This is a genomic window from Cloacibacillus sp. (assembly GCF_020860125.1).
Taxonomy (GTDB): Bacteria; Synergistota; Synergistia; order Synergistales; family Synergistaceae; genus Cloacibacillus.
The window spans coordinates 27,639-49,215 of sequence record NZ_JAJBUX010000087.1 but is presented as its reverse complement, the minus strand read 5'-3'; the positions used below and the strand labels follow the sequence as shown (position 1 = coordinate 49,215).

Below are 21,577 nucleotides of genomic sequence, written 5' to 3'. Positions count from 1 at the left end.
GAGGCGAAGGTCTGGAGTTCGAATCTCCACAGGCACGCCACTTATAAAATTCCCATGGTGGCTATTATAAACGAAAAGACTAAGCGACTCACACGAAACGCGAAGACCGGCGTTTCGGTTCGCTGCTTATCCGGAGGCGAAGGTCTGGAGTTCGAATCTCCACAGGCACGCCACTTATAAAATTCCCACGGTGGCTATTATAAACGAAAAGACTAAGCGACTCACACGAAACGCGAAACCCGGCGTTTCGGTTCGCTGCTTATCCGGAGGCGAAGGTATATTCGCGCTCACGTGTTTTTGTGCAGCGTGCCGTTGTGCCGGAACGGTCATCTTCATTTTTGCCGCGGTGGTTTCATATAAAAATAAAACTGCGGCTCTATTTGCTTTTTCAGATATCTTTCACGACTATATTATGGTAAACTGTCTATCGGATAAACTAGAGTCTCTGCCAGCGCGGCTGTGGCCGCAAGGCGGGGTTTTTGCAGGTGTTTTTAGCTTTATTCTCTGGGAGTGGACTATCATAGATATCTGCAAAAGAGGTGCCTGTTTACTTATTTACGTCGTCTTTTTTCTAGTGCTGAATGCGCACATCGCCGCCGCCAACGGACAGGGAGAGGTGGTAAGGATAGGTTTTTACGAAGACGGCGACTACATGAGCCGTAACCACAGCGGTGAATATGTCGGGTTCAACTTCGAGTATTTTCAAAAAATCGCCAAATATGCCGGCTGGAACTATGAGATAGTCGACGGTAAAAGCTGGGAGAATACCTTTGATATGCTTGAGAGGGGGGAAATAGATATTCTCCCCGCGGTCTATTTCAATGACGCGAGGGCTAAAAAATTCCTCTTTTCACAAAGGCCGATGTGCAGCATCTATTCCACGTTGAATGTGCGCGTAGACGATACGCGGTACGACTATGAGGATTTCTCGTCGTTTAACGGCATGCGCGTCGGTGTGATTAAGGATGGTCTGGATGCCGAATACTTCAAGGAATACTGCCGTAAAAACGGTTTTTCCGTCACGACCGTCCCCTACAGGGAGACAGCGGATCTTCTGTCCGCCCTTGACCGCGGCGAACTCGACGGCGTAGCTGTCACCCATCTCGGTAAAAACAGTATCTTCCGCAGCGTGGCGCAGTTTGCTCCGCAGCCGCTGTATTTCGCCATAGCGAAGGACAAAGAAAAGCTGGCCCACACCCTCGACGAGGCGATGACCACGATAAAGCTGCGCGATCCCTACTACGAGCAGAGGCTTTACGAAAAATATTTCGCTGTCAACGCTCTGCAGCGGCCGGCGTTTACCAGGGAAGAGATGGATTACATCTCCAAAGCGCCGCCATTGAGGGCCGTTTATAATTCCACGGAGGCCCCTTTGGAATATGAGGACCCGAAAACCGGGGAATTCAGGGGGATCGTGGCCGATATGTTCGGCGTTATCGCGGCCTATTCCGGTTTGACGTTTAAATTTTTGCCCGTCAGTAACCGCAATGAATCCTGGATGATGATCGGCGGCGGCAGGGCGGATATTATTTGCGGCGTGGCGAACGATTACCTATGGGCGGAGCGAAAGCATGTGAACACCACCGTCTATTATCTGCGTGCGCCATTTGTCTCCGTCAGTATAAGCGACGTCTCCGCCCGTAAGCGTATCGCTCTGCCGGAGGGCTGTTACTTTTCTCAAAAGATAGCGGAAGAGAATCCGCAGGCTGAGGTGATCTACTATCCCTCGATCAGCGACTGCTTCGACGCTGTCGCGAAAAAGAGGGCCGATGTCACCTACACGAACACCTATGTCGCGAATTACCTGCTGTCGGAACGGAAGTATGAAAACTTCAGCATGGCTGTGCTGAGCAACTATTATGACGATCTCAGTATCGGGGTTTCTAAGAACGCCGATCCCCGTGTTTTTTCCATTATGGATAAATGTATCCAGTATATTTCCCGCGAGCAGATGGACTCGATAATCCTCGATAACTCCGTAATCTCAAGACCGGTTACTCTGCGGCGGCTCGTCAGCGAATATCCGCTGGCGGCAGCCGGCGTGACCGGCCTTATCTTTATTGTCATCATCGGGGTCCTGGGTTACATAGCTGTCACGAATGCCGCGAATAACAGACGCTTTCACGCGCTGCTATACGTAGACGGCGTGACGGGGATATTCAATCTCAATAAATTCCGTCTGGACGCGGAGAAGATGCTTAAAGAGGCCGGGGATGATCCCTTGGCTCTCGTATACATGGATATCAATCAGTTTAAGACGATCAACGATACATTTGGTTTCAAGGAGGGCGACGAGATACTAAAATTGTTGGCGCGGACGCTCAAGAAAAATACCTCTTTCGACGAGTGCTGCGCGCGGGTCTCCGCCGACCAATTCGTTCTTCTAGTGCGCTATAGCGATTGGGACGGGCTGCTGTCGCGGACGAACCACATCGCGGAACAGATGGGCGCCGCGGTGGCGGCGATGAATAAATCATATTCCATCTGTCTCACCTTTGGCGTCTATGTCACACAGCACGGAGACAGTACCGACGTCTCACTGCTTATGGACTTTGCCAACTACGCGAGAATAAACGGGAAGAATACGGGTAAAAGCGTGACTCTGAGGTATGATGAAAAGATGCGCCAAGAGGAACTCCGGCGCAGGCATCTGGCCGATATAATGGCGCCGGCCCTGCAAAACGGCGAGTTCATACCCTATTTTCAGCAAAAGTCCGATATGCGTACGGGAGAGACCGTGGGGGCGGAGGCGCTTGTGCGTTGGTTCCGCCGTGAAGAGGGGATGATTTATCCCGGTGATTTTATTCCGTTTTTTGAGAGCAACGGCTTTATTATTGAGATCGACCTCTATATCTATGAGCAGGTCTGTAAAACGATAAGGCGGTGGATGGACAAGGGAGTACGCCCCTTTCCCGTGTCGTCCAACTTTTCAAGGCTGCATTTTGAAGACCGGAATTTCCCCTATACCCTGGCTGAGATTGCGGACAGATACGGTGTCCCGCATGAATATCTTGAGGTGGAGATCACGGAAAATATTCTTATGGAGAATGTCGGGCAGATGCTGAGCCATCGCGATCTGCTGAAAAAACTGGGTTTCCTTCTTTCCATAGATGATTTTGGCTCAGGTTATTCGTCGCTCAGCGTCCTGCAGCAGCTCTCCGCCGACACGATCAAACTTGACCGGAGCCTCATCTCCGACAGCTGCCACGAAAGACGCGGAAGAATTATTGTCCAGGGTATAATCTCTATGGCGAAAGAACTGGGCATCAATGTAATTTGCGAAGGCGTCGAGACGAAGGAACAGGCGGAGATGCTGATCGGGATGGGATGTGTCGCCGCTCAGGGATTTTACTACGCCAAACCGATGCCGCTGGATGACTTTGAGAAAAAATTTCTGCCATAGGCAGTTGTAGTGTACACATTCTATTTCCTGCCGTTGGCGCGGCAGAGGGAAGTGAATCTGTGAATTCAAAAATTTTGCATTATCTTGTGCTCGTTATATTCGTGTCCTCGGTGTTTTACGCCTGGCTGCTGGACTGGCGGCCCGGGGTCGTTGGCTGGCTGGTGCTCTCTGTCTCGGGGCTCGCCGCCATAATGTCCGCGGCGATAATCTTCCTTGACGCCAGAAAATAAGGAGCCGCGCTTCTTCGAGCCTTATCCGCTGGAAAAGCGCCCTGCCTGTGCACTGGCCGGCGGTTGAAAATAAAAAAGTCTCACAAACTTAAAGTTTGCAAGACTTGATATTTACTGGCGGAGAAGGTGGGATTTGAACCCACGTAGCGGCTCAGCACCGCTAAGACGATTTCGAGTCGCCCGCCTTCGACCACTCGGCCACCCCTCCCCGCATCTGAAGGACATAGAGCATTATACCCGATTTTTATAACTTTTCAAGCTCAATCTCGATAAAATATGTTTTTTGCCGTATAATCCCTGACATATATTGTTGATATCTTGTAATTGTACTATACTTATACGCCATAAACTTTTAAAGTTACTAAAATGGAGGGCAGAAACGTGGCTTCAAAAAAATTTTTACAGACAACTAAGCGGGAGACCTTTATTATCATTGGTCTTTATCTGCTTTTTTTCTTTTGGTGGTATATGACCGCCTACGGTTTTGGCGACGATCCGTCGCAGTACCGCTACATATTCGGCTTTCCGGAATGGTTTTTCTACAGCTGTATCGCGGGCTATGTGGGGATATCTTTTATTCTGTGGATTGTGATCCGGCTCTTTTTTAAGGAGCTGCCGCTTGATGAAGAGAAAGATGTGGTAAAAAAAGATGATTGACCATACGGGGATGATTGTGCCGCTGATCCTGTACTTTATCCTGATTATGGGGATCGCGCTATGGGGCAGCCGCGCCGCTGGTAAGCGGAGCGACACCAAGGGGTTTATGGAGGAATATTTTATCGGCAGCCGTTCGATGGGCGGTTTTGTGCTTGCGATGGCGATAATCACGACATATACGAGTGCCAGCAGCTTTGTCGGCGGCCCCGGCGTCGCCTATAACGTCGGTCTTGGATGGATACTTCTCTCAATGATCCAGGTGCCGACCGCCTTCCTCACGCTCGGCGTATTGGGCAAGCGCTTCGCGCTTATCGCGCGGCGCACGAACGCGGTGACTATCACTGATTTTATCCGCGCCCGCTATGGCAGCGACCTCGTGGTGATCCTTGCCTCTCTTTCGCTGCTGGTATTTTTTATGGCCTCGATGCTGGCCCAGTTTATCGGCGGAGCGAGGCTCTTTGAGTCCGTCACGGGGTATTCTTACCAGACTGGGCTGCTGATTTTTGGACTTACAGTGGTCATTTATACGACGGTCGGCGGCTTCCGCGCCGTTGTGCTGACCGATACGATCCAGGGAGTGATGATGCTCTTCGCCTCGCTCGCGATCCTCTGCGCGGTCATCACCGCCGGCGGCGGTGTGGAGAATATCATGCAGACGCTATATTCGATAGACCCTCAGCTGCTGACCCCCACAGGCGGCGGCAACGCGATTCCGAAGCCCTTCATTCTCTCGTTCTGGGTGCTCGTCGGCATCGGTATCCTTGGGCTGCCGCAGACGACGCAGAAATGTTTAGGCTATAAGGACTCGCGTTCGATGCACAACGCGATGATCATCGGGACCTTCATCGTCGGCTTCACGATGCTGGCGATGCATCTTGTCGGCGCGATGGGCCGCGCCGTCATTCCTGATATCGCGGTCGGCGACCTCGCCGTGCCTACGCTAACGGTACGCCTGATGTCTCCTTTCTGGGCGGGGATATTCATCGCGGGGCCGCTCGCGGCGATCATGTCGACGGTGGACTCTATGCTGATCATGTGTTCGGCGGCTATCGTGAAGGATCTTTATTTCCACTATATTGTGAAGAGCGACGAGAGCCGCCTGTCACCGAGGAAGGTGCGCGGCATGAGCCTCGTGGTGACGGCGGTTGTCGGCGTACTGGTATTTTTCGCGGCGATGAAGCCGCCCTCTCTGCTGGTATGGATAAACCTCTTCGCCTTTGGCGGCCTGGAGGCGGTCTTCTTCTGCCCGACACTCTTCGGTCTTTACTGGAAGCGGGCCAATTCTACTGGCGCTATCCTGTCGATGATCTGCGGCGCGGCGGCCTTCTTCTGGTTCAACATCACGAAGACGAGTATCGCCGGTACAACTGCCATTGTGCCGACGCTGATTATCGCTATCGCCGCTTTTGTCGCGGGAAGCCTTCTGGGCCGCCCCGAAAGCGAGGAAAAGCTTAAGGTTTTTGAAATCTAGCATCATAAATCGGCGTTTATAAGCACGATTTGCGTCATAAAATGGGGGCTCCGAATCCTCACCGTAGAAGATACGGTTCCGGTATCGGAGCCTCCATTTCATTTAGCAACTCGCACTTCTAAACGCCGATTTATCTTCGATGGGTCAATGATAAATAGTGATTTATGTTTGCTTTTTGAGGAGAAGCTGTGCTATACTAAAAAGTGGTGTATAGCACACACAGGCGTTGACGCAAAGGAGGTTCCCGCAGGGCGGGTTCCGGCGCGGATGAGACGTCTGGAGGAAAAAACAGGAGGGATTCACATGGGAGTAGTAAGTATGAAACAGCTTCTTGAATGCGGCGTCCACTTTGGACACCAGACGAGACGCTGGAACCCGAAGATGAAGCCGTTCATCTTCACGGAGCGCAATGGGATCTACATCATCGACCTTCAGAAGACGGTCAAGGGCCTTGAGAAGGCTTACGATTTTGTTCGCGAAGTCTCGAAGTCGGGCGGAAGCGTCCTCTTTGTAGGGACGAAGCGCCAGGCGCAGGACCCCATTCGTGACGAGGCTCTTAAGGCCGGACAGTTCTACATCAACCAGCGCTGGCTTGGCGGCCTTCTCACAAACTTTGCGACGATCCACCGCCGCGTGATGCGCATGACCGAGCTGCAGCAGATGGAAGAGGACGGCAGCATCAACAAGTATCCGAAGAAAGAGATCATCCAGCTTCGCAAGGAACGCGAGAAACTTGAAAAGTATCTCTCCGGCATCAAAGACATGAAGGACATCCCCGATGCCCTCTTCATCATTGACCCCCGCCGTGAGACGATAGCCGTTCTCGAAGCTCATAAGCTCGACATCCCAGTAATCGCGATCGTCGATACGAACTGCGATCCCGATGTCGTAGACTATCCCATCCCCGGCAATGACGACGCTATCCGCGCGATAGAGCTTGTCGTCGGTCTGATGGCCAACGCCTTCATTGAGGGACGCCAGGGTCAGGATGCCCGCGTAGAGGAAAAGGAAGAAGCCGCCCCTGTAGTGGAAGAAGAGGTCGCCGAACTTCCCGCCGAGGATATCTCGGAGGACGAAATGAAGCTTCGTGCGAAAGAGCTTGCCGAGCAGAAGGGCTGGAAGGAGACGAACTAAGATGGCAGAAATTACAGCAGCAATGGTGTCAGAGCTTCGCGCTCGTACATCGGTCGGAATGATGGACTGCAAAAAGGCGCTCGTGGAGTGCTCCGGCGATATGGACAAGGCCTGCGACTACCTTCGTGAGAAGGGGCTCGCCAAGGCGGCCAAGAAGGCTGAGCGCACCGCGGCTCAGGGCAAGATGTTCACCTACGTTCACAGCAACGCGAAGCTTGCCGTTCTTCTTGAGCTTGACTGCGAGACGGACTTTGTCGCCCGCACGGAAGAGTTCAACACGCTCGGACATGAGATCGCGATGCACATTGCCGCCGCCAACCCCACATACATCAAGCCGGAAGATGTCCCCGCCGAAGTGCTGGAGCATGAGAAGATGGTCATCATGGCTCAGGCGCGCGAAGAGGGTAAGCCTGAGAAGATGCTTGAAAAGATCGCCGAGGGCCGTATCAACAAGTTCTATGAGGAAAACTGCCTCCTGGAGCAGAAGTACATACGCAACCCTGACGTCAAGATAAAGGATCTTATCGTCGAGAACATCGCGAAGATCGGTGAAAATATCGTCGTTCGCCGCTACGCCCGCTTCATGATCGAGGGCTAGCTTCCAAACGAACCGTTAAGGCGAGGGATTTTTAATCCCTCGCCTTTTTTCTAGGCGGATGCTGATCCGGCGGTTTTTTCAATGTATTTAACGGCCTTTGTGCCGCCGTTTTCGGCGGCCGGCCGAAATTTTAGCTCCTGTGCGAAACAGGCCGCCCGCCTGCTGCGCGTGTGGGAGAGAGATTAGAAGTTTGTATTCGAACTTATTTGTCTGCCGGAGGGTTCTTATAAAAAGCGGCTTACTAATAGAAAAATAAATCTGTTCGGAAGGTGGTTAATGCTATGGAACGCAAATACAGCAGAGTGCTTCTCAAGCTCTCCGGCGAGATACTGGCTGGAGAGGGACATTTCGGCCTTGACTATGAGGCTATACGCGGGATATGCGAACAGATAGTTGAGGTTGCCAACGAGGGTATCGCCATATCGATGGTGGTCGGCGGCGGGAATATTATCCGAGGCGCGCAGACCACAAGTATCGAACGCGCGCAGGCTGACTATATGGGAATGCTCGGCACGGTGATAAACGCGCTGGCCCTGCAGGATACGCTTGAACGCCTCGGACAGCCGACGCGCGTGCAGTCGGCTATCGAGATGCGCCAGATCGCGGAGACGGTCATCCGCCGCCGCGCGATACGCCACCTTGAAAAGGGACGGATCGTCATCTTTGCCGCCGGCACCGGCTCCCCCTATTTTTCCACCGACACGACCGCCGCTCTGCGCGCCTCGGAGATTGGTGCTGACTGTCTGCTGAAGGCGACGAAGGTTGACGGTATATATGATAAGGACCCCGCGAAGTACAGCGATGCCGTGAAGATGCCGCATGTCTCGTATATGGACGCGCTGCAGATGCAGCTCAAGGCAATGGACGCCGCGGCCTTTTCGCTCTGCCAGGAAAATAAAATTCCTATCGTCGTGTTCGATGTGCTCAAGAAGGGCAATCTGCGCAGACTGCTGATCGACGTAGAAAATATCGGCTCAATGGTCTCTTAGGGCCGCGGGGAATTGCCTTTTCCTCCGCCTTTGGAAAGAGACTAAAGAGTGTTATAATCATAAAAAACATAAGGAGTGACCTGCATGCCTCAGAACGTACTTAAAGAACTGACCTCACGCTGCGAAAAGAGCATCGAACACCTGAAGGGTTCTATGCTCGGCGTCCGCACAGGAAGAGCGCATCCCGCACTTGTTGAAGAGATAAAGGTTGATTATTTCGGGACGCCGACTCCCGTCAAGAATATGGGCAGCGTCAATGTGCCGGAGGCACGTCAGATCGTCATCACCCCGTGGGACAAGACCGCTATGAAGGCCATCGAAAAGGCTATACAGTCTTCGAGCCTCGGTATCACGCCGCAGAACGACGGCGAGTCCATCCGCCTCAATCTGCCTGAGCTCACGCAGCAGCGCCGCGTCGAACTCAAAAAGATGGTCAACAAGATGGCGGAGGACGGGCGCGTAGCGGTACGCAACATCCGCCGCGACGCGATCGAAATCCTTAAAAAGATGGAAAAAGAGAGCAAGATAACCGAGGACGACCTAAAGAAGTTCCAGAAGGAGGCGCAGGACAAGACTGACGCCTTCATCAAGAAGATAGACGCGGTGCTTACGGATAAAGAGAAAGAGATAATGGATAAGTAAAGCGAACCTCAAGCCGCCGGATACGGCGGCTTTTTTGTTGCCGCCATGACAGAGAGAGAATTGTTCGCAAAGGTAAAAGAGGCGGGCGGAAACGCTTATCTTGTAGGCGGCGCCGTCCGTGACCGGCTGATGGGGCGCGCGGTCCACGACCGCGACTATGTTGTCTGCGGCCTGTCGCCGGAGGTATTTCACGCGCTCTTCCCCGGGGCGCGGCTGGTGGGGCGTTCCTTTCCGGTCTTTCTTCTGGCGGTGGACGGCCTGCTTTGCGAGACCGCCTTCGCGCGCCGTGAGCGGAAAAACGGCTCTGGTTATAAGGGATTTGAGGTCTGCTGCGCTCCCGATATAACGATAGAGGAAGACCTTTACCGGCGGGATACGACGGTAAACAGCATGGCGCTCGGCGCGGACGGCTGCCTGGTCGATCCCTACGGCGGAGCGCGTGACATTAAGCTGCGGCTGATACGGGCCACCTCGGAACACTTTTGCGAAGACCCTCTGCGAGCCCTGCGCGCGGCGCGCCAGGCTGCGCAGTTTGACTTTTCCATAGAGGCGGCGACGCTTGCGATGATGGGGCGCTGCGCGGCTGAGCTGAGGGCCGAGCCGCGGGAGCGTAAGTTTGCCGAGCTCGAGAAGGCGCTCGGCGCGCCGCGGCCCTCGCTCTATTTCCGTGATCTGCTGGCCGCGGGGCTCCTTGAGCAGGAATTCCCCTGGCTGTACAGGCTAATAGGCCAAAGCCAGCCGCCGGAATACCACCCCGAAGGCGACGCCTTTGAGCATACGATGCTGGCTCTCGACCGCGCCGCGGCGATGACGGAGCGTACCGAGGTACGCTTCGCGGCACTGATGCACGATATCGGCAAGGGCGAGACGCCGGAGGAGACGCTGCCGCACCATTACGGACACGAGGAGCGCGGCGGCGCGCTTATGAAGGAGATCTCGGAGACCTTAGGGCTGCCGCGCCTCTGGAGCCGCTGCGCGAGGTTCGCGGCGGTGGAGCACATGCGCCCCTCGCGCATGAAAAACCCCGCGAAGATCAGGGATCTGCTCCGGGCGCTTGAGGGCGAGCCGCTGGGAGCGGACGGTTTTCGGACCGTCATCGCCGCCGACGGCGGCGAGATCCCGGAATTTCTCCGCGATTATGAAAGATTGCTGGCAACTATTAAGGCCGCCGCGAAATGCCGTGTGCCCGAGACGCTCGAGGGACCCCAGATAGGCGAATATATCCGTTCAAATGAGATACGGGCGCTGCGCGAAGCGCTGAAGGAGACCGGATAAAAGAGCGTGTCCTTTCGTTATGTCTTTTCTATTGTTATAAAACACTCCGCGTAGGGCGCGCCCCTTCCCGGAGCCTCGTACGTGCTGGTCAGCCTGTTCAGTCCCGGCAGACCCTGCATCGCCCAGGCGGTATCTTCCCCGAGGGAGCGGTCTATCGCGGCGCGCATGGTAAGTTCCGCGCCGTTGGCGGAGAGAATGCGCACGCTGTCTCCTGCCGCTATCTTTCTTTCCAGACAAAATTTTTCCGGCAGGTTGACGATCGGCTCCATAGACATCGCCGGGGCGTCGATATTTTGCCCGTTGATGTACAGCTCCGAGTGCACGGTGACGAGGCGCAGGTGTCCCGCCTTTATTTTCAGCGGCAGCGGCGTCGTCTCCGGCAGCCGCGCGCGTGAGCCGGAGAGCTTCCAGTAGCATGGCTCGTCCCAGAGGTAGAGGTTTCGCGAGACCTCGCGGAGGCGGGCGTCACCGGAGATCATCCATCCCATTTGCGAGAAGAGCCCCTTCATATCAAGATCGAGGCCGAGACGTTCCGCGAGGGCGCCGTATGTCTCCCAGTCGCTGCGGCACTCGCCTCGCGGGGCGGCGACGCGTTCGTTGCGGCTGATATAACTGTGTCCGTAGCCGCCGATCCAGTCCTCCTCTTCGAGGAAGATCGAGGCTGGCAGCACAAGGTCGCAGAGCTCGGCGGTGCGCGTCATAAAGACCTCGCCGCATACTTTGAAATCCACCGCGGCCAGCGCCTCCTCGATCAGCCGCGAATCGGGCGACTGCTGCGCGGGGTTGGCGCAGAGGATGTTCAGCACCCTCACGGGAGGCTCCGCCTTCAGCAGCTCGGCGGGCCAGGTGGTGACGCCGAAGCGGCGTATGTTGGAACTTTCCTCAAAAAGTCCCTCGGGAAAGAGCGCCCCCTCGTCTTTGCTGAATGAGAGCCCCGCCCGCGCGTCCTCAAAGCCGCCGCAGAGCACCGCGAGGGCGAATATCCAGCGGAACTGCATGTCTCCGTGCAGATAGCGCTGCGCGCCGTAGGCGGGAATGTGGACGACGGGGTAATGCGAGAGGAGCCAGCGGTATATCTCCTCGGCGGTCTCATTCGAAAGGCCTGCCTGCGACAGCAGCCAGTCCTTATCCGCGTTATGCAGGGCGTTGAGAAATTCTTCGTGATTTATGACACGCGCGCGCCAGCCGCGGCAGTCCCTTTTATCATCCGCCAGCCGGCGGCATAGCCAGGCGGCAAGCGCCCAGTCGCCGCCCGGCGATATCCGCCAGAAGCAGTTGCTCTGCGCCGCCGTCGCCGAGAGGCGCACCTCGACGCAGGCCGTCTCTCCGCCGCCGCGCCGCAGCGCCGCGAGGCAGGGGGCCATCTGCGGCTGCGTATGGCGGCTGTTGCGTCCCCAGAAGAGCAGGCCGCGCGCCGTGGAGATATCCTCCAGAGGAACATAGGGGACGCCGAAGCCGCAGGTAGATTCTTTAAGCCCCGCCGAGCCGATGGAGGAGCAGAGGGTGCCTTTGGTTTTCGTGAAGCCGCCGAGGGCGGCGTAGAAGGCGGGGATCAGCCGTTTGGAAAAGGTCATGGAGCCCGCGCTGGCGAATGACATCACGGAGAGCGGGCCGCAGTCCTTCACCGCCGCCGATATCTTTTCGGCCCACAGGCCGAGCGCCTCATCCCAGGAAATTTTTACCCACTCCGCGCCGCGGCGCAAAAGCGGATGAAGCAGCCGCCGCGGGTCGTTGATCCGTTTTATAAAACGCCGCCCCTTGGCACAGATGAAGGAACACTGTCTGTTGGCGGGATTTACGCGCAGCTCTATTATGCCGCCGTTTACCCGCGCTAGCATCGAGCAGGCGCAGGGGCAGTCATAGGGACAGGCGGTAGTTTTCCAATCGTCGTTCATTTTGTATCTCTCCATGTCCATATTATAAGTTAGATTTTTATATACCGCACGCCTCGGGCCTGTGAAAAATTCTTATCTTTTAGAGGCATAACGTTCAGCTTTTTTCGCGGAATTGAGCGTCCCGGCTTAACTTAGCCGTCTCCTGCCGGGCAATTTTGTTATCTTTTGTTAATTTTTGCAACCGCTTGCATGATTTAAAAATATACTGTATAATACCGTCAGTTCAAATTAAAGGGAGGCATGACGGATGAAGGCGCGGATTTCACGGGAGATACGACACCATATAGGCAGATTCACCGTTATGCCGGGCGTTTTTTAAGAGAGACTGTTCCGTTGGGGGCGGTCTTGTTTTTTGCGGAGATACGGATTTACAAAATAAAAGCGTAGGAGGGGTTTTGATGGCGGAACTTAGAGAAAAGGCGAAGCTGATGAACGCGCAGGATCTTAATCGCGTCATTCGCCGCATCGCCCACGAGATGGTGGAGCACAACAAGGGTACCGACAACATGATACTGGTGGGCATCCACCGGCGTGGCGTATATATCGCGCGCCGTCTGCAGAAGCTCATCGAAGAGGCCGAGGGCGCGAAGGTGCCCTGCGGAGAGCTGGATATCACGCTCTACCGCGACGACCTTACGACGCTTTCCGAGCAGCCGATCGTGCACAGCACGAGGATGCCGGTCGACATCTCCGGCAAGCACCTCTTCCTCGTGGACGACGTGCTCTTCACCGGACGCACCGTCCGCGCGGCCCTCGAGGCCCTTGTGGACCTTGGCCGTCCCCAGATAGTGCAGCTGGCCGTCATCATCGACCGCGGCCACCGCGAGCTTCCGATACACGCCGACATCTGCGGAAAGAACGTACCGACATCGAAAAACGAAGTAATCGAAGTAAAAGTAGAAGAACTTGACGGAAAGGACGAGGTGGTAATCTGTGAGCGCGATGCTTAACGAGATCGGACAGATGACCTGGCGTCATCGCAGCGTAATAGACCTTGACTGCTGGACAAGAGAGGAGCTCTATTTCTTCCTCGACCAGTCGCGGCATATGGAAAATGTAATGGACCGTCCCGTGAAGAAGGTTCCCGCGCTTCGCGGCAAGATGTGCGTCAACCTCTTCTTTGAGAACTCTACGCGCACCAGGGTCTCCTTCGAGCTTGCGGAGAAGATGCTCTCCGCCGACGTCGTCAACTGGTCGGTCTCCGGTTCGAGCGCCGCGAAGGGCGAGACGATGCACGATACGGCCTGGACGCTCGAGGCAATGGGCGCGGATATCGTCGTCATGCGCCACGGAGCGGTAGGCGCGGCGCAGTACCTTGCCTCGAAGCTCAAGCGTGGCATCGTCCTTAACGCGGGCGACGGCACCCACGCGCATCCGACGCAGGCGCTGCTTGACGTTTACACGGCCTGGAAGCACTTCGGAGATCTTGAGGGCCGCAAGATCGCCCTCGTCGGCGACGTCCTCCACAGCCGCGTGGCGCGCAGCGACGTCATAGCCTTCAAAACGATGGGCTGCGAGGTGGTGCTCTCCGGACCGCCGACGCTGATGCCGAGAGAGGTCGAACAGCTTGGCGTGAAGTATGACCGCGACCCGCGCAAAGCCGTCGAGAACGCCGACATGGTCTACATGCTGAGAATACAGCGCGAGAGACAGCAGGACGGCCTCTTCCCCTCGGTCGACGAGTACCACCGCTGGTGGGGCGCCGACGAGGAGCTCATGAAATATGCCAATCCCGGCGCTCTCGCGATGCACCCGGGGCCGATAAACAGGGGCGTCGAGATCGCCTCCGAGGTTGCCGACGGGCATCAGAGCGTGATACTCGAACAGGTGCGTTCAGGAGTCGCTACAAGAATGGCGCTTCTCTATCTCTGCGGCGGAGGTGCAAGGTAATGGAAAAGATTCTTTTTAAGGGTTTTAAGATATTCAACGGCAAGGAATTCATAAAGGACGACTGTATCCTCGTCGAAGAGGGCAGGGTCGCGAAGATTGGGACGGCGCTCACCTGCGAAGGGGCGGAGGTCGTCGAGGGCTGTGGCCGTCTGCTGACCCCCGGTTTTATCGACCTTCACGCGCACTTCCGTGATCCCGGCGGCGAGTGGAACGAGGATCTTAACAGCGGAGCGCACGCGGGCGCCGCGGGCGGATTTACGACGCTCGTCGCGATGCCTAACACGAAGCCCGCGGTCTCAGAACCGGCGCTCATCGAATATGTCATAAGCCACGGGGCGGCGGCCAAGGCCGCGCGCATCCTGCCGGCTGGCTGCGTGAGCAAGAACCGCGAAGGCAAAGAGATCTGCGAGATGGAGAAGATGACTGAGGCTGGCGCGGTATTCTTCACCGACGACGGCGCGCCGGTAGCCACCAGCCAGCTTCTGCGCCTCGCGCTGCTCTACACGGGAAAGAAGCTTCCCCGCGTCATGGAGCACCCCGAGGAGATCAGCCTCTTCAAGGGCGGACAGGTCCACGAGGGCCGCGTCAGCGTGATGTCCGGTCTTAAGGGCATCCCCGGAGCCTCCGAAGAGATCGACGTGGCGCGCGGCATCGCCCTTGTGCGCGACACCGGCGGACGCATCCACTTCACGCACCTCTCAAGCGCGGGCGCCGTCGAACTCATCCGCAACGCGAAACGCGCGGGGCTCGACATCACCTGCGACACCACCTTCCATCACCTCACGCTCAACGAGAACGCGGTCATCAACAGCGGATACAACTCGCGCTTCAAGGTGAACCCGCCGCTCCGCTCCGCCGAGGATCAGAAGGCGCTCTGGGAGGGTATAAAGGACGGCACGATAGACGCGATCGTCACGGATCACGCGCCGTGGCACATGGATGAGAAGGACGAGCCCTTCCAGGAGGCCCTCTTCGGAATAGCCTCCCTCGAGTGCGCCGTCGCCGTGCTTCTCGACTATCGCAGCCGCAACTATCCCGATGTCCCGCTCGAACTTCTCTTCACGAAGATGACCGCCTCGCCGGCTTCGCTGCTTCCCGAAAAATGGCAGGGCCTGGGCCGCATCGAAGAGGGCGCGACCGCCGACCTCACGGTCATCGACGAGGACAGGACCCGCATCGTCGACTGCCGCACCTGGAAGAGCAAGGCCCGCTGCTGCCCCTGGGAGGGCGTCGCGCTGACGGCCTGGCCGGTGATGACCTTCGTCGAGGGGCGCAAAATCTGGCAGGACGAAGAGGAGCTCTAAGGGAAATATCGCCCGCAGCATAAAAATTCGCCGTATGCCACAAGTGACGGTAATGAAGTTATAATATTGAAAGACTGACGATAGCACAACTGTGACGCGGTTGTGCTATCGTCGTACGGAGGGACGAACATATATGGATAACAATAAATGCGGACTCATTGTGGCGCTTGACCTGCCGTCGCTTGACGGTGCGAGGGATTTTCTCGACAGGCTCGACAAAGCTACAAAATATGTTAAGGTAGGGCCGCGCCTTTACGCGCTCGGCGGCGTCGCCTTCGCGAAGGAGATAATCGACCGCGGCTACGAGCTCTTTCTCGACCTCAAACTGCACGACATTCCCAACACGGTGGCCTCGGCGGTGGAGCCGCTCTCCGAGCTCGGCCTCTGGGCGCTTACCATTCACACCTCCGGCGGCTACGAGATGATGGCCCGCAGCGTCGCGATGCGCGATAAGACTGGCAGCCGCATGAAGCTGCTCGGTATCACCGTGCTTACGAGCCTCGGCGGCGAACTCTGGAGCGACGTCCATCCCGGCTGCGACATGCAGCAGGCGCTGATCGGACGCGCGGAGACCGCTCAGCGCGCGGGACTCGACGGCATCGTCTGTTCGCCGCTCGACCTCGAACTTCTCAAGGGGCGCGCGGAAAAGTTGCTGCGCGTTGTGCCGGGGATTCGCGCGAAAAAGGTGAGTACCGAGGATCAGACGCGCGTCGCCACCGCGAAGGACGCGGCGGAGGCCGGCGCCTCATACATCGTCGTCGGACGTCCGATACTTGAGGCCGCCGATCCCATCGCGGCCGCGAAAGATATACTGAAAACTCTGGGGGAGGTCTCGCGCTGATGAGCTGTTCCTGCAAAAAAAATGAAGTTTCAAAAAAAATACTGGAAATGATGAAGGAGAGCGGCGCGCATCTGCAGGGCCACTTCAAGCTCACCTCCGGACTGCACAGCAACAATTACATGCAGTGCGCGCTGATGCTGCGCTATCCCAAGTTCGCCGCCTATGCCGGCGAGGAGCTCGCGAAGCTGCTCGCGCCCGCGAAACCGGACTTTATCCTTTCCCCCGCCCTCGGCGGCCTGATAATCGGCCACGAGGTCGCCCGCGCGCTCGGCGTGCCATTTATATTCACCGAGAGGGTCGACGGCGAGATGCGTCTTAAAAGATTCCCGCATCCCGGCAAACTCCGCTTCGCTCTGGTGGAGGATGTCTGCACGACCGGCAAATCATCGCGCGAAGCGGCGCAGATATTGGCCGCGGAGGGCGCGGAATGGGCCGCCTCAGGCAGCATCGTCGACCGCCGTTCGCCCGACTGTCTGCCGGACTGGGATCTTAAGTCGCTCGTCAAGGTCTGTTTCGCCACCTACACGGCGGAGGAGTGCCCGCTCTGCAAAGAGGGGCTTCCCCTTGTAAAGCCGGGGAGCCGTCCAGACGCGAAATAAATGAAGAAAAAAGCGCCGCGGCGCGGCCTGATTTTTATGCTGCGCTTTATGGCTTTCGTTTTGATATTGATCTTCGGCTGCCGCGGTACGGAGGCGGCAGCCGCGGGCGTTATGAAGATCGCGGTCACTTCGCCGTGGCTCTATGAGGTCGCATCCTTTGTCGGCGGCAGGCAGGCGCAGGTACGCGCGCTGTCGTCGTGGAACGAGGCGGGCAATACCGTAGTCACGGGGCGTCCGCGTGCCGGTGAACTGGTGGTCGCCTTTGACCCGGATGACGCCGCGCACTTAAAGATCGGCACTCAGAATAAGAACCTCAGACTGCTCTACCAAAAGAGGCCGATGAGCGAAGACAAGATGCGCGCGGCCTTTTTCGACCCCGCGATGCTGCCTTTCATCGCGCAGGAGATCATGAAGATCATGGCCGCCGCCGATCAGAAAAATTATTCATATTACCAGCGGAGGCTGGCGGAATTCCAGTCGCGTATCGACAGTACAATGGGTATCGGCAGGCATCTGCTCGCGGGCGTAAATATGCTTGACCTTACCGGCGCGGAGGGGACGTGGGTACGTTCGTCGATAACCGGAGTCGTGCGTCCTCCCGAATCAGTCTGGGCCGGATGGCTCGCGGGAGACAGCGTCGCCCTGCGCGCGGCGCTCGACGAGGCCTCGCGGCGCGGCTGGCTGCTGCTGCTCGACCCCTGGACGCCGGAGGCGATACGCTCCGCCGCCACCGCTTACCCTTACCGACTCACGCTGCCCTTACCGCCGAAAGATACGGAATTTTTCGTCTTTCTGCATGAAATATTCACAATCATCGCCAATCGTGTGAAGGCCGGCGCGCGAAGGGCTAAGATATAGCATAACCGTAATTCTATTTACTGAAAATAATCAATACATATCATGATAAATAATGTAAAATAAATGCGCTTGAAAACATCCGGCACTGGTTGCCGTGTGCTGTTACTTTAGCGGAAAAGAGGAATCCTCTATGATAATAGAAAAAAAACTGCGAAGACTTTGCGCCGCGGCGGCTCTCTGCCTGATGTGCGCCGCCCTTCCGGCGGCGGCGGCTCCAGAGGCACCCGCGGAGACCGTTAAGCGCCAGAATACTCTCTCGGCCGACGACATCCAGTATAACGTGAATACCGGCGACGCCCGCGCTAAGGGCAGAGTCGTAATAACGCGGGAAGGCTCGGTGCTCAAGGGCGACGAGGCCGAGGGCAACACCGATAAAGAGATCATGACGATCCGCGGCAACGTGAGCGGCAGCTTTCCCGAACAGCAGGCGACGCTGAAATCCGAGAGCGCCACCTGGACCGGAGACAAGACGAAAAAGACCGACGGCACAGTGGAGGCCTTCGGTGATGTGTTGCTGACGCGCGCCCCCAAGGACAGGCTCAACGCCGACTATGTGCTCTGGGAGATAGGCACCGAAAACTACAAAGCCAGAGGCAATGTCGACGGCATTCTGCAGAACAAGATCCTCAAGGCCGCCGAGGCGACGAGGACGGGGGATAAATTCTGGGCGCGGGACGTGCGCCGTTATGAGGACCTTGTGCAGAAATTCGCCGTCTCCGCTAAAACTATGGAGGGCCGCCTTGCCAAGGACGCGAAGAGCGGAGAAGAGGTCCTTCAGGAGATGGTGGCTGATAAAAACGTGGTCTTCGACTATGTGGACCGCGAGGGACTCAAGACACGGGTCACCGGCGACAAGGCCGTCTATTCAAAGGCAAGGGGGACGGTCGTCATCTCCGGCAATACGAAGGCCGTGCGCAGCGACGGCAAGACCGTGACCGCCGATACTATGGTAGTGCACGAAGACACGCGCAACATAGAGGCGAGGGGAAATTCAAAGATAGTATTCGTCGTTGAGGAGAAGGCCAAGAAAAAAGATGACGGCGCTGAAAACTCTGGCACGGCGAAGGGCGGCGCTCCCGCTAAAAAGGAGCCGCCGGCGGAAATTCTGGAAAAACCGGCCTCCGCCGACAAGAAGCCCGCTGTGGAGAAGAAAACGCCCCCGCTATCCGATCAGGAAAAAAGTTGGGTGGAAGAATAATGGCCCGCCAGACGATAGAAAAAAACGCGCCGATACTCCGCGCCGATAGACTGGTCAAGGCTTTTAGCGGACGCCGCGTCGTCGATGAGGTCAGCATCGAGATAAAGAAGGGCGAGATCATCGGACTGCTCGGCCCGAACGGCGCGGGTAAAAGTACGACCTTCTACATGATCGTAGGCCGTATCCTGCCCGATTCCGGCAGCGTCTGGCTTGGCGATACGCAGCTCTCCAACCAGCCGATGTACCAGCGCGCGCGCGCCGGTATCGGCTATCTGCCGCAGGAGGCCTCGGTATTCAGAAGCCTTACCGTGCGCCAGAACCTTGACCTAGTTCTTGAGGAATCGGGGGTGCCGCGCGACGTGCGCGGTGACAAGATAAGCTATCTGCTTGGGGAATATGGGCTGAGCCATCTTGCCGATACCAAGGCCGTCGCCCTCTCCGGAGGCGAACGCCGCCGCGTTGAGATTGCGCGCTGTCTCGCGCTGGAGCCGCTCTTCATACTGCTGGACGAGCCCTTCAGCGGCATCGACCCGATCGCGGTCGCCGACCTCCAGTCGATAATACGCGACCTTAAAGACCGCGGCTACGGCATACTCCTCACCGACCATAACGTTCGTGAGACACTTTCGATAACGGACAGGGCCTATCTCATCTATGAGGGAAAGGTATTCCTTGAGGGTAAGCCCGATTACATAACCGAGAACAAAGACGCCCGCAAGTTCTACCTTGGCGAAGACTTCAGCTGGTGATGTTGGAAGCCCCGAGAGAGAACGCCTCCACGCCGGAGACGGAGGAGATGTCCGTCGAAGCGGAGGGCGTTCCCTGTAACGAAACAGAAGCTCAGAAAAAATCCACAGGGGGCGAGCGTCCGGATGCGTTAACCGGCATGGTCTTTCATGCGATGCGCATGATGGCCGGAACTCTCGTGAGCCGCGTGCTGGGACTCGTGCGCGAAATGCTCACGGCAGCGCTCTTCGGCGCGACGCGACAGCTGGACGCCTTCTTCGTGGCTTATACGCTCGCGAACCTTGCGCGGCAGCTGCTTGCGGAGGGCGCGCTCTCCGCCTCCTTTGTGCCGGTCTTTTCCCGCACCCTCTCCGCCGACGGTCAGGACAGGGCGCGAAAGCTCGCGAACGAGGCTTTGACGGTGCTGATATTTGGCTGCAGCCTTGTCGTTGCCGTCGGCCTCATCTTCGCGCCGCTCTTCGTAGACATTATGGCTCCCGGCTTTGTCTCACATGAGCGTCTGCTCGCGATCTCGCTCACGCGTATAATGTTCCCCTTCCTCATGCTGGTATCAGTCGGCGCGCTGGCGATGGGGGTGCTGAACAGCATGGGCAGCTTCTTTGTCCCCGCTATCGCGCCCGCCCTCAGCAACCTTGTCTATATCCTCTTCCTGCTGGCGATGCGGAGCAGGCTCTCGATCTGGAACCTCGCGGTCGCGGTGCTGCTAGGCGGGGCCTTTCATATGTTTCTGCAGGTCTACTGGTGCGGCAGGCTGAAGATGGGGCTCTGTCCCGCGATGCCCAACCGCCGCGACCCGCAGCTGCGCAGCATGATGGTGCTCTTCCTGCCCTACGCGGCGGGACTCTCTTTGAATCAGCTCAATCCCGTGATCAGCCGGATGCTCGGCTCCTATCTGTCCGCCGGTTCGATATCGGTGCTCACCTATGCCGACCGCGTGCTTCAGCTGCCGCTCGGCCTCTTTGTCATCGCTATATCTCAGGCGGTACTGCCGATGCTTTCTCGGCAGGACCCGAACAAGATGGGGGAATTCCGCGACTTTATCCGCGACGCGATGCGTTTCAACCTCTTTGTCGTGCTGCCGATGGCGGCTGGACTCTGCGTCGTCTCAAGCGAGGTCGTCCACATACTCTTTTACCGGGGAGCTTTCTCCGAATGGGCGTGGCACGCCACCGCGACGGCGCTTTCTCTATACGCCTTCGGGCTGCCGGGCATGGCTAGCAGCACGGTGATAATGCGCGCTATATACGCGCGCCGCATGCCGCGCGCCGCCGTGATGATCACCGGCGTCACCGTTGCCGTGAACCTCTGCGCGAGCGTCGTGCTGATGCGCCTCTTCGCCTACGCGGGACTCGCCGCGGCCTCGGCGGCGGCCTTTACCTCCGCGAGCCTGTTCGCCGCCTGGATGCTTTCGCGCAATATCGGCGAACGGCTTGGTATATTTGAGATAAAGTGGCTCTGGAGGGTGTTGATGCCTCTTTCGCTGATGGTGGGCGCGCTGCTGGCCTTCAAGTATCTTTTGCCCTATCCCGTGGAGGCGAAGCTCCTCCTGCGGGTGCTTTGGCTTGCGGCCGCGATGGCGGGCAGCGCCCTGATCTACGCCGCCGCCACGATGGCGCTGCGCTGTCCCGAGTGGCGCTGGATAAAGGACGCGGCCGGCGGAAAGGCCAAACGGCAATAGAGCCGCAGCTTAATGAAAACAGATGGGCGGCGGAACTTCTCCGCCCGCTGCTTACAAGTCTCTATATTCAGAATACTTATTCGTTCAGATGACATAAGAAAAACAACACGGCTGTACAGGGCGGCGAAAGGGTGGTAACATTCGCCCCGTTTGCCTGCCGTGCCTCAT

The 21,577-nt window shown here is 57.2% G+C and carries 20 protein-coding genes and 1 tRNA gene; 19 read left to right on the top strand and 2 right to left on the bottom strand.

Features of this window, described 5'->3' with window-relative positions; genetic code table 11:
- The 3 genes from LIO98_RS11140 to LIO98_RS11130 all read left to right on the top strand — a co-directional run.
- Window positions 1-180, top strand: a 180-nt coding sequence (locus tag LIO98_RS11140) for a hypothetical protein (RefSeq protein ID WP_291956961.1), incomplete at its 5' end; no start/stop codon positions are given.
- Between the two features lie 394 nt (window positions 181-574).
- Complete coding sequence (locus LIO98_RS11135; protein WP_291956958.1) at window positions 575-3,403, top strand: EAL domain-containing protein; 2,829 nt, start codon at window positions 575-577, stop codon at window positions 3,401-3,403.
- 59 nt (window positions 3,404-3,462) lie between these two features.
- Window positions 3,463-3,633, top strand: a complete 171-nt coding sequence (locus tag LIO98_RS11130) for a hypothetical protein (protein ID WP_291956956.1) — start codon at window positions 3,463-3,465, stop codon at window positions 3,631-3,633.
- A 115-nt stretch (window positions 3,634-3,748) separates the two neighbouring features.
- On the opposite strand, the gene LIO98_RS11125 is transcribed toward LIO98_RS11130, so the two are convergent.
- Window positions 3,749-3,841 (bottom strand) — tRNA-Ser (locus LIO98_RS11125).
- 173 nt (window positions 3,842-4,014) lie between these two features.
- On the opposite strand from LIO98_RS11125, the gene LIO98_RS11120 reads away from it, so the two are divergent.
- The 7 genes from LIO98_RS11120 (at window position 4,015) to LIO98_RS11090 (ending at window position 10,399) form a co-directional block, all read left to right on the top strand.
- Window positions 4,015-4,290 carry a YhdT family protein gene (locus LIO98_RS11120; protein ID WP_291956954.1) on the top strand — a complete coding sequence of 92 codons (276 nt, stop codon included), beginning with the start codon at window positions 4,015-4,017 and terminating at the stop codon, window positions 4,288-4,290.
- Window positions 4,283-5,761 (top strand): sodium/pantothenate symporter, encoded by a 1,479-nt coding sequence (gene panF / locus LIO98_RS11115; RefSeq protein ID WP_291956951.1) that lies wholly within the window; start codon window positions 4,283-4,285, stop codon window positions 5,759-5,761. Before LIO98_RS11120 ends, panF begins: the two co-directional genes overlap by 8 nt.
- Window positions 5,762-6,064: 303 nt before the next feature.
- A complete protein-coding gene (rpsB, locus tag LIO98_RS11110; protein ID WP_291956948.1) occupies window positions 6,065-6,895 on the top strand; it encodes a 30S ribosomal protein S2 in 831 nt (276 codons plus the stop codon).
- A gap of 1 nt (window position 6,896) precedes the next feature.
- Window positions 6,897-7,493: a translation elongation factor Ts gene (gene tsf, locus LIO98_RS11105; protein ID WP_291956945.1), complete on the top strand. Its 597-nt coding sequence runs from the start codon at window positions 6,897-6,899 to the stop codon at window positions 7,491-7,493.
- Between the two features lie 281 nt (window positions 7,494-7,774).
- Window positions 7,775-8,482, top strand: coding sequence for a UMP kinase (gene pyrH, locus LIO98_RS11100; protein WP_291956943.1), 708 nt, complete (start codon window positions 7,775-7,777; stop codon window positions 8,480-8,482).
- A gap of 84 nt (window positions 8,483-8,566) precedes the next feature.
- A complete protein-coding gene (frr, locus tag LIO98_RS11095) occupies window positions 8,567-9,124 on the top strand; it encodes a ribosome recycling factor (RefSeq protein ID WP_291956940.1) in 558 nt (185 codons plus the stop codon).
- A 45-nt stretch (window positions 9,125-9,169) separates the two neighbouring features.
- Window positions 9,170-10,399: an HD domain-containing protein gene (locus tag LIO98_RS11090; RefSeq protein ID WP_291956938.1), complete on the top strand. Its 1,230-nt coding sequence runs from the start codon at window positions 9,170-9,172 to the stop codon at window positions 10,397-10,399.
- Between the two features lie 17 nt (window positions 10,400-10,416).
- On the opposite strand, the gene LIO98_RS11085 is transcribed toward LIO98_RS11090, so the two are convergent.
- On the bottom strand, window positions 10,417-12,294 hold the full coding sequence (locus LIO98_RS11085; RefSeq protein ID WP_291956935.1) for a molybdopterin-dependent oxidoreductase: 1,878 nt from the start codon (window positions 12,292-12,294) through the stop codon (window positions 10,417-10,419).
- Window positions 12,295-12,692: 398 nt separating this feature from the next.
- Between LIO98_RS11085 and pyrR the strand changes: the two genes are divergently transcribed.
- From pyrR to murJ, 9 genes are all read left to right on the top strand, one after another.
- Window positions 12,693-13,244 (top strand): bifunctional pyr operon transcriptional regulator/uracil phosphoribosyltransferase PyrR, encoded by a 552-nt coding sequence (pyrR, locus tag LIO98_RS11080; RefSeq protein WP_291956932.1) that lies wholly within the window; start codon window positions 12,693-12,695, stop codon window positions 13,242-13,244.
- Window positions 13,245-13,257: 13 nt separating this feature from the next.
- Window positions 13,258-14,184, top strand: a complete 927-nt coding sequence (locus LIO98_RS11075) for an aspartate carbamoyltransferase catalytic subunit (RefSeq protein WP_291957026.1) — start codon at window positions 13,258-13,260, stop codon at window positions 14,182-14,184.
- Window positions 14,184-15,488, top strand: coding sequence for a dihydroorotase (locus LIO98_RS11070; protein ID WP_291956930.1), 1,305 nt, complete (start codon window positions 14,184-14,186; stop codon window positions 15,486-15,488). The genes LIO98_RS11075 and LIO98_RS11070 overlap by 1 nt, the downstream gene beginning before the upstream one ends.
- Before the next feature lie 133 nt (window positions 15,489-15,621).
- On the top strand, window positions 15,622-16,329 hold the full coding sequence (pyrF, locus tag LIO98_RS11065) for an orotidine-5'-phosphate decarboxylase (RefSeq protein WP_291956926.1): 708 nt from the start codon (window positions 15,622-15,624) through the stop codon (window positions 16,327-16,329).
- Window positions 16,329-16,928 carry an orotate phosphoribosyltransferase gene (pyrE, locus tag LIO98_RS11060; protein WP_291956923.1) on the top strand — a complete coding sequence of 200 codons (600 nt, stop codon included), beginning with the start codon at window positions 16,329-16,331 and terminating at the stop codon, window positions 16,926-16,928. The genes pyrF and pyrE overlap by 1 nt, the downstream gene beginning before the upstream one ends.
- Complete coding sequence (locus LIO98_RS11055; protein ID WP_291956920.1) at window positions 16,929-17,786, top strand: hypothetical protein; 858 nt, start codon at window positions 16,929-16,931, stop codon at window positions 17,784-17,786.
- Window positions 17,787-17,916: 130 nt separating this feature from the next.
- Entirely contained in the window at window positions 17,917-18,984 is a 1,068-nt protein-coding gene (locus LIO98_RS11050) for a hypothetical protein (protein ID WP_291956918.1), read from the top strand.
- Window positions 18,984-19,733, top strand: a complete 750-nt coding sequence (gene lptB / locus LIO98_RS11045) for an LPS export ABC transporter ATP-binding protein (RefSeq protein ID WP_291957024.1) — start codon at window positions 18,984-18,986, stop codon at window positions 19,731-19,733. Before LIO98_RS11050 ends, lptB begins: the two co-directional genes overlap by 1 nt.
- Window positions 19,733-21,409: a murein biosynthesis integral membrane protein MurJ gene (gene murJ, locus LIO98_RS11040; RefSeq protein ID WP_291957022.1), complete on the top strand. Its 1,677-nt coding sequence runs from the start codon at window positions 19,733-19,735 to the stop codon at window positions 21,407-21,409. The genes lptB and murJ overlap by 1 nt, the downstream gene beginning before the upstream one ends.
- The last annotated feature ends 168 nt before the right edge of the window (window positions 21,410-21,577 follow it).

What these genes read in the sequence shown, in the direction of transcription:
- panF (WP_291956951.1), top strand. Translation starts at nt 4,283, where the DNA reads ATGATTGACCATACGGGGATGATTGTGCCGCTGATCCTGTACTTTATC.
- rpsB (WP_291956948.1), top strand. Translation starts at nt 6,065, where the DNA reads ATGGGAGTAGTAAGTATGAAACAGCTTCTTGAATGCGGCGTCCACTTT.
- tsf (WP_291956945.1), top strand. Translation starts at nt 6,897, where the DNA reads ATGGCAGAAATTACAGCAGCAATGGTGTCAGAGCTTCGCGCTCGTACA.
- pyrH (WP_291956943.1), top strand. Translation starts at nt 7,775, where the DNA reads ATGGAACGCAAATACAGCAGAGTGCTTCTCAAGCTCTCCGGCGAGATA.
- frr (WP_291956940.1), top strand. Translation starts at nt 8,567, where the DNA reads ATGCCTCAGAACGTACTTAAAGAACTGACCTCACGCTGCGAAAAGAGC.
- LIO98_RS11090 (WP_291956938.1), top strand. Translation starts at nt 9,170, where the DNA reads ATGACAGAGAGAGAATTGTTCGCAAAGGTAAAAGAGGCGGGCGGAAAC.
- LIO98_RS11085 (WP_291956935.1), bottom strand. Translation starts at nt 12,294, where the DNA reads ATGAACGACGATTGGAAAACTACCGCCTGTCCCTATGACTGCCCCTGC.
- pyrR (WP_291956932.1), top strand. Translation starts at nt 12,693, where the DNA reads ATGGCGGAACTTAGAGAAAAGGCGAAGCTGATGAACGCGCAGGATCTT.
- LIO98_RS11075 (WP_291957026.1), top strand. Translation starts at nt 13,258, where the DNA reads ATGACCTGGCGTCATCGCAGCGTAATAGACCTTGACTGCTGGACAAGA.
- LIO98_RS11070 (WP_291956930.1), top strand. Translation starts at nt 14,184, where the DNA reads ATGGAAAAGATTCTTTTTAAGGGTTTTAAGATATTCAACGGCAAGGAA.
- pyrF (WP_291956926.1), top strand. Translation starts at nt 15,622, where the DNA reads ATGGATAACAATAAATGCGGACTCATTGTGGCGCTTGACCTGCCGTCG.
- pyrE (WP_291956923.1), top strand. Translation starts at nt 16,329, where the DNA reads ATGAGCTGTTCCTGCAAAAAAAATGAAGTTTCAAAAAAAATACTGGAA.
- LIO98_RS11055 (WP_291956920.1), top strand. Translation starts at nt 16,929, where the DNA reads ATGAAGAAAAAAGCGCCGCGGCGCGGCCTGATTTTTATGCTGCGCTTT.
- LIO98_RS11050 (WP_291956918.1), top strand. Translation starts at nt 17,917, where the DNA reads ATGATAATAGAAAAAAAACTGCGAAGACTTTGCGCCGCGGCGGCTCTC.
- lptB (WP_291957024.1), top strand. Translation starts at nt 18,984, where the DNA reads ATGGCCCGCCAGACGATAGAAAAAAACGCGCCGATACTCCGCGCCGAT.
- murJ (WP_291957022.1), top strand. Translation starts at nt 19,733, where the DNA reads ATGTTGGAAGCCCCGAGAGAGAACGCCTCCACGCCGGAGACGGAGGAG.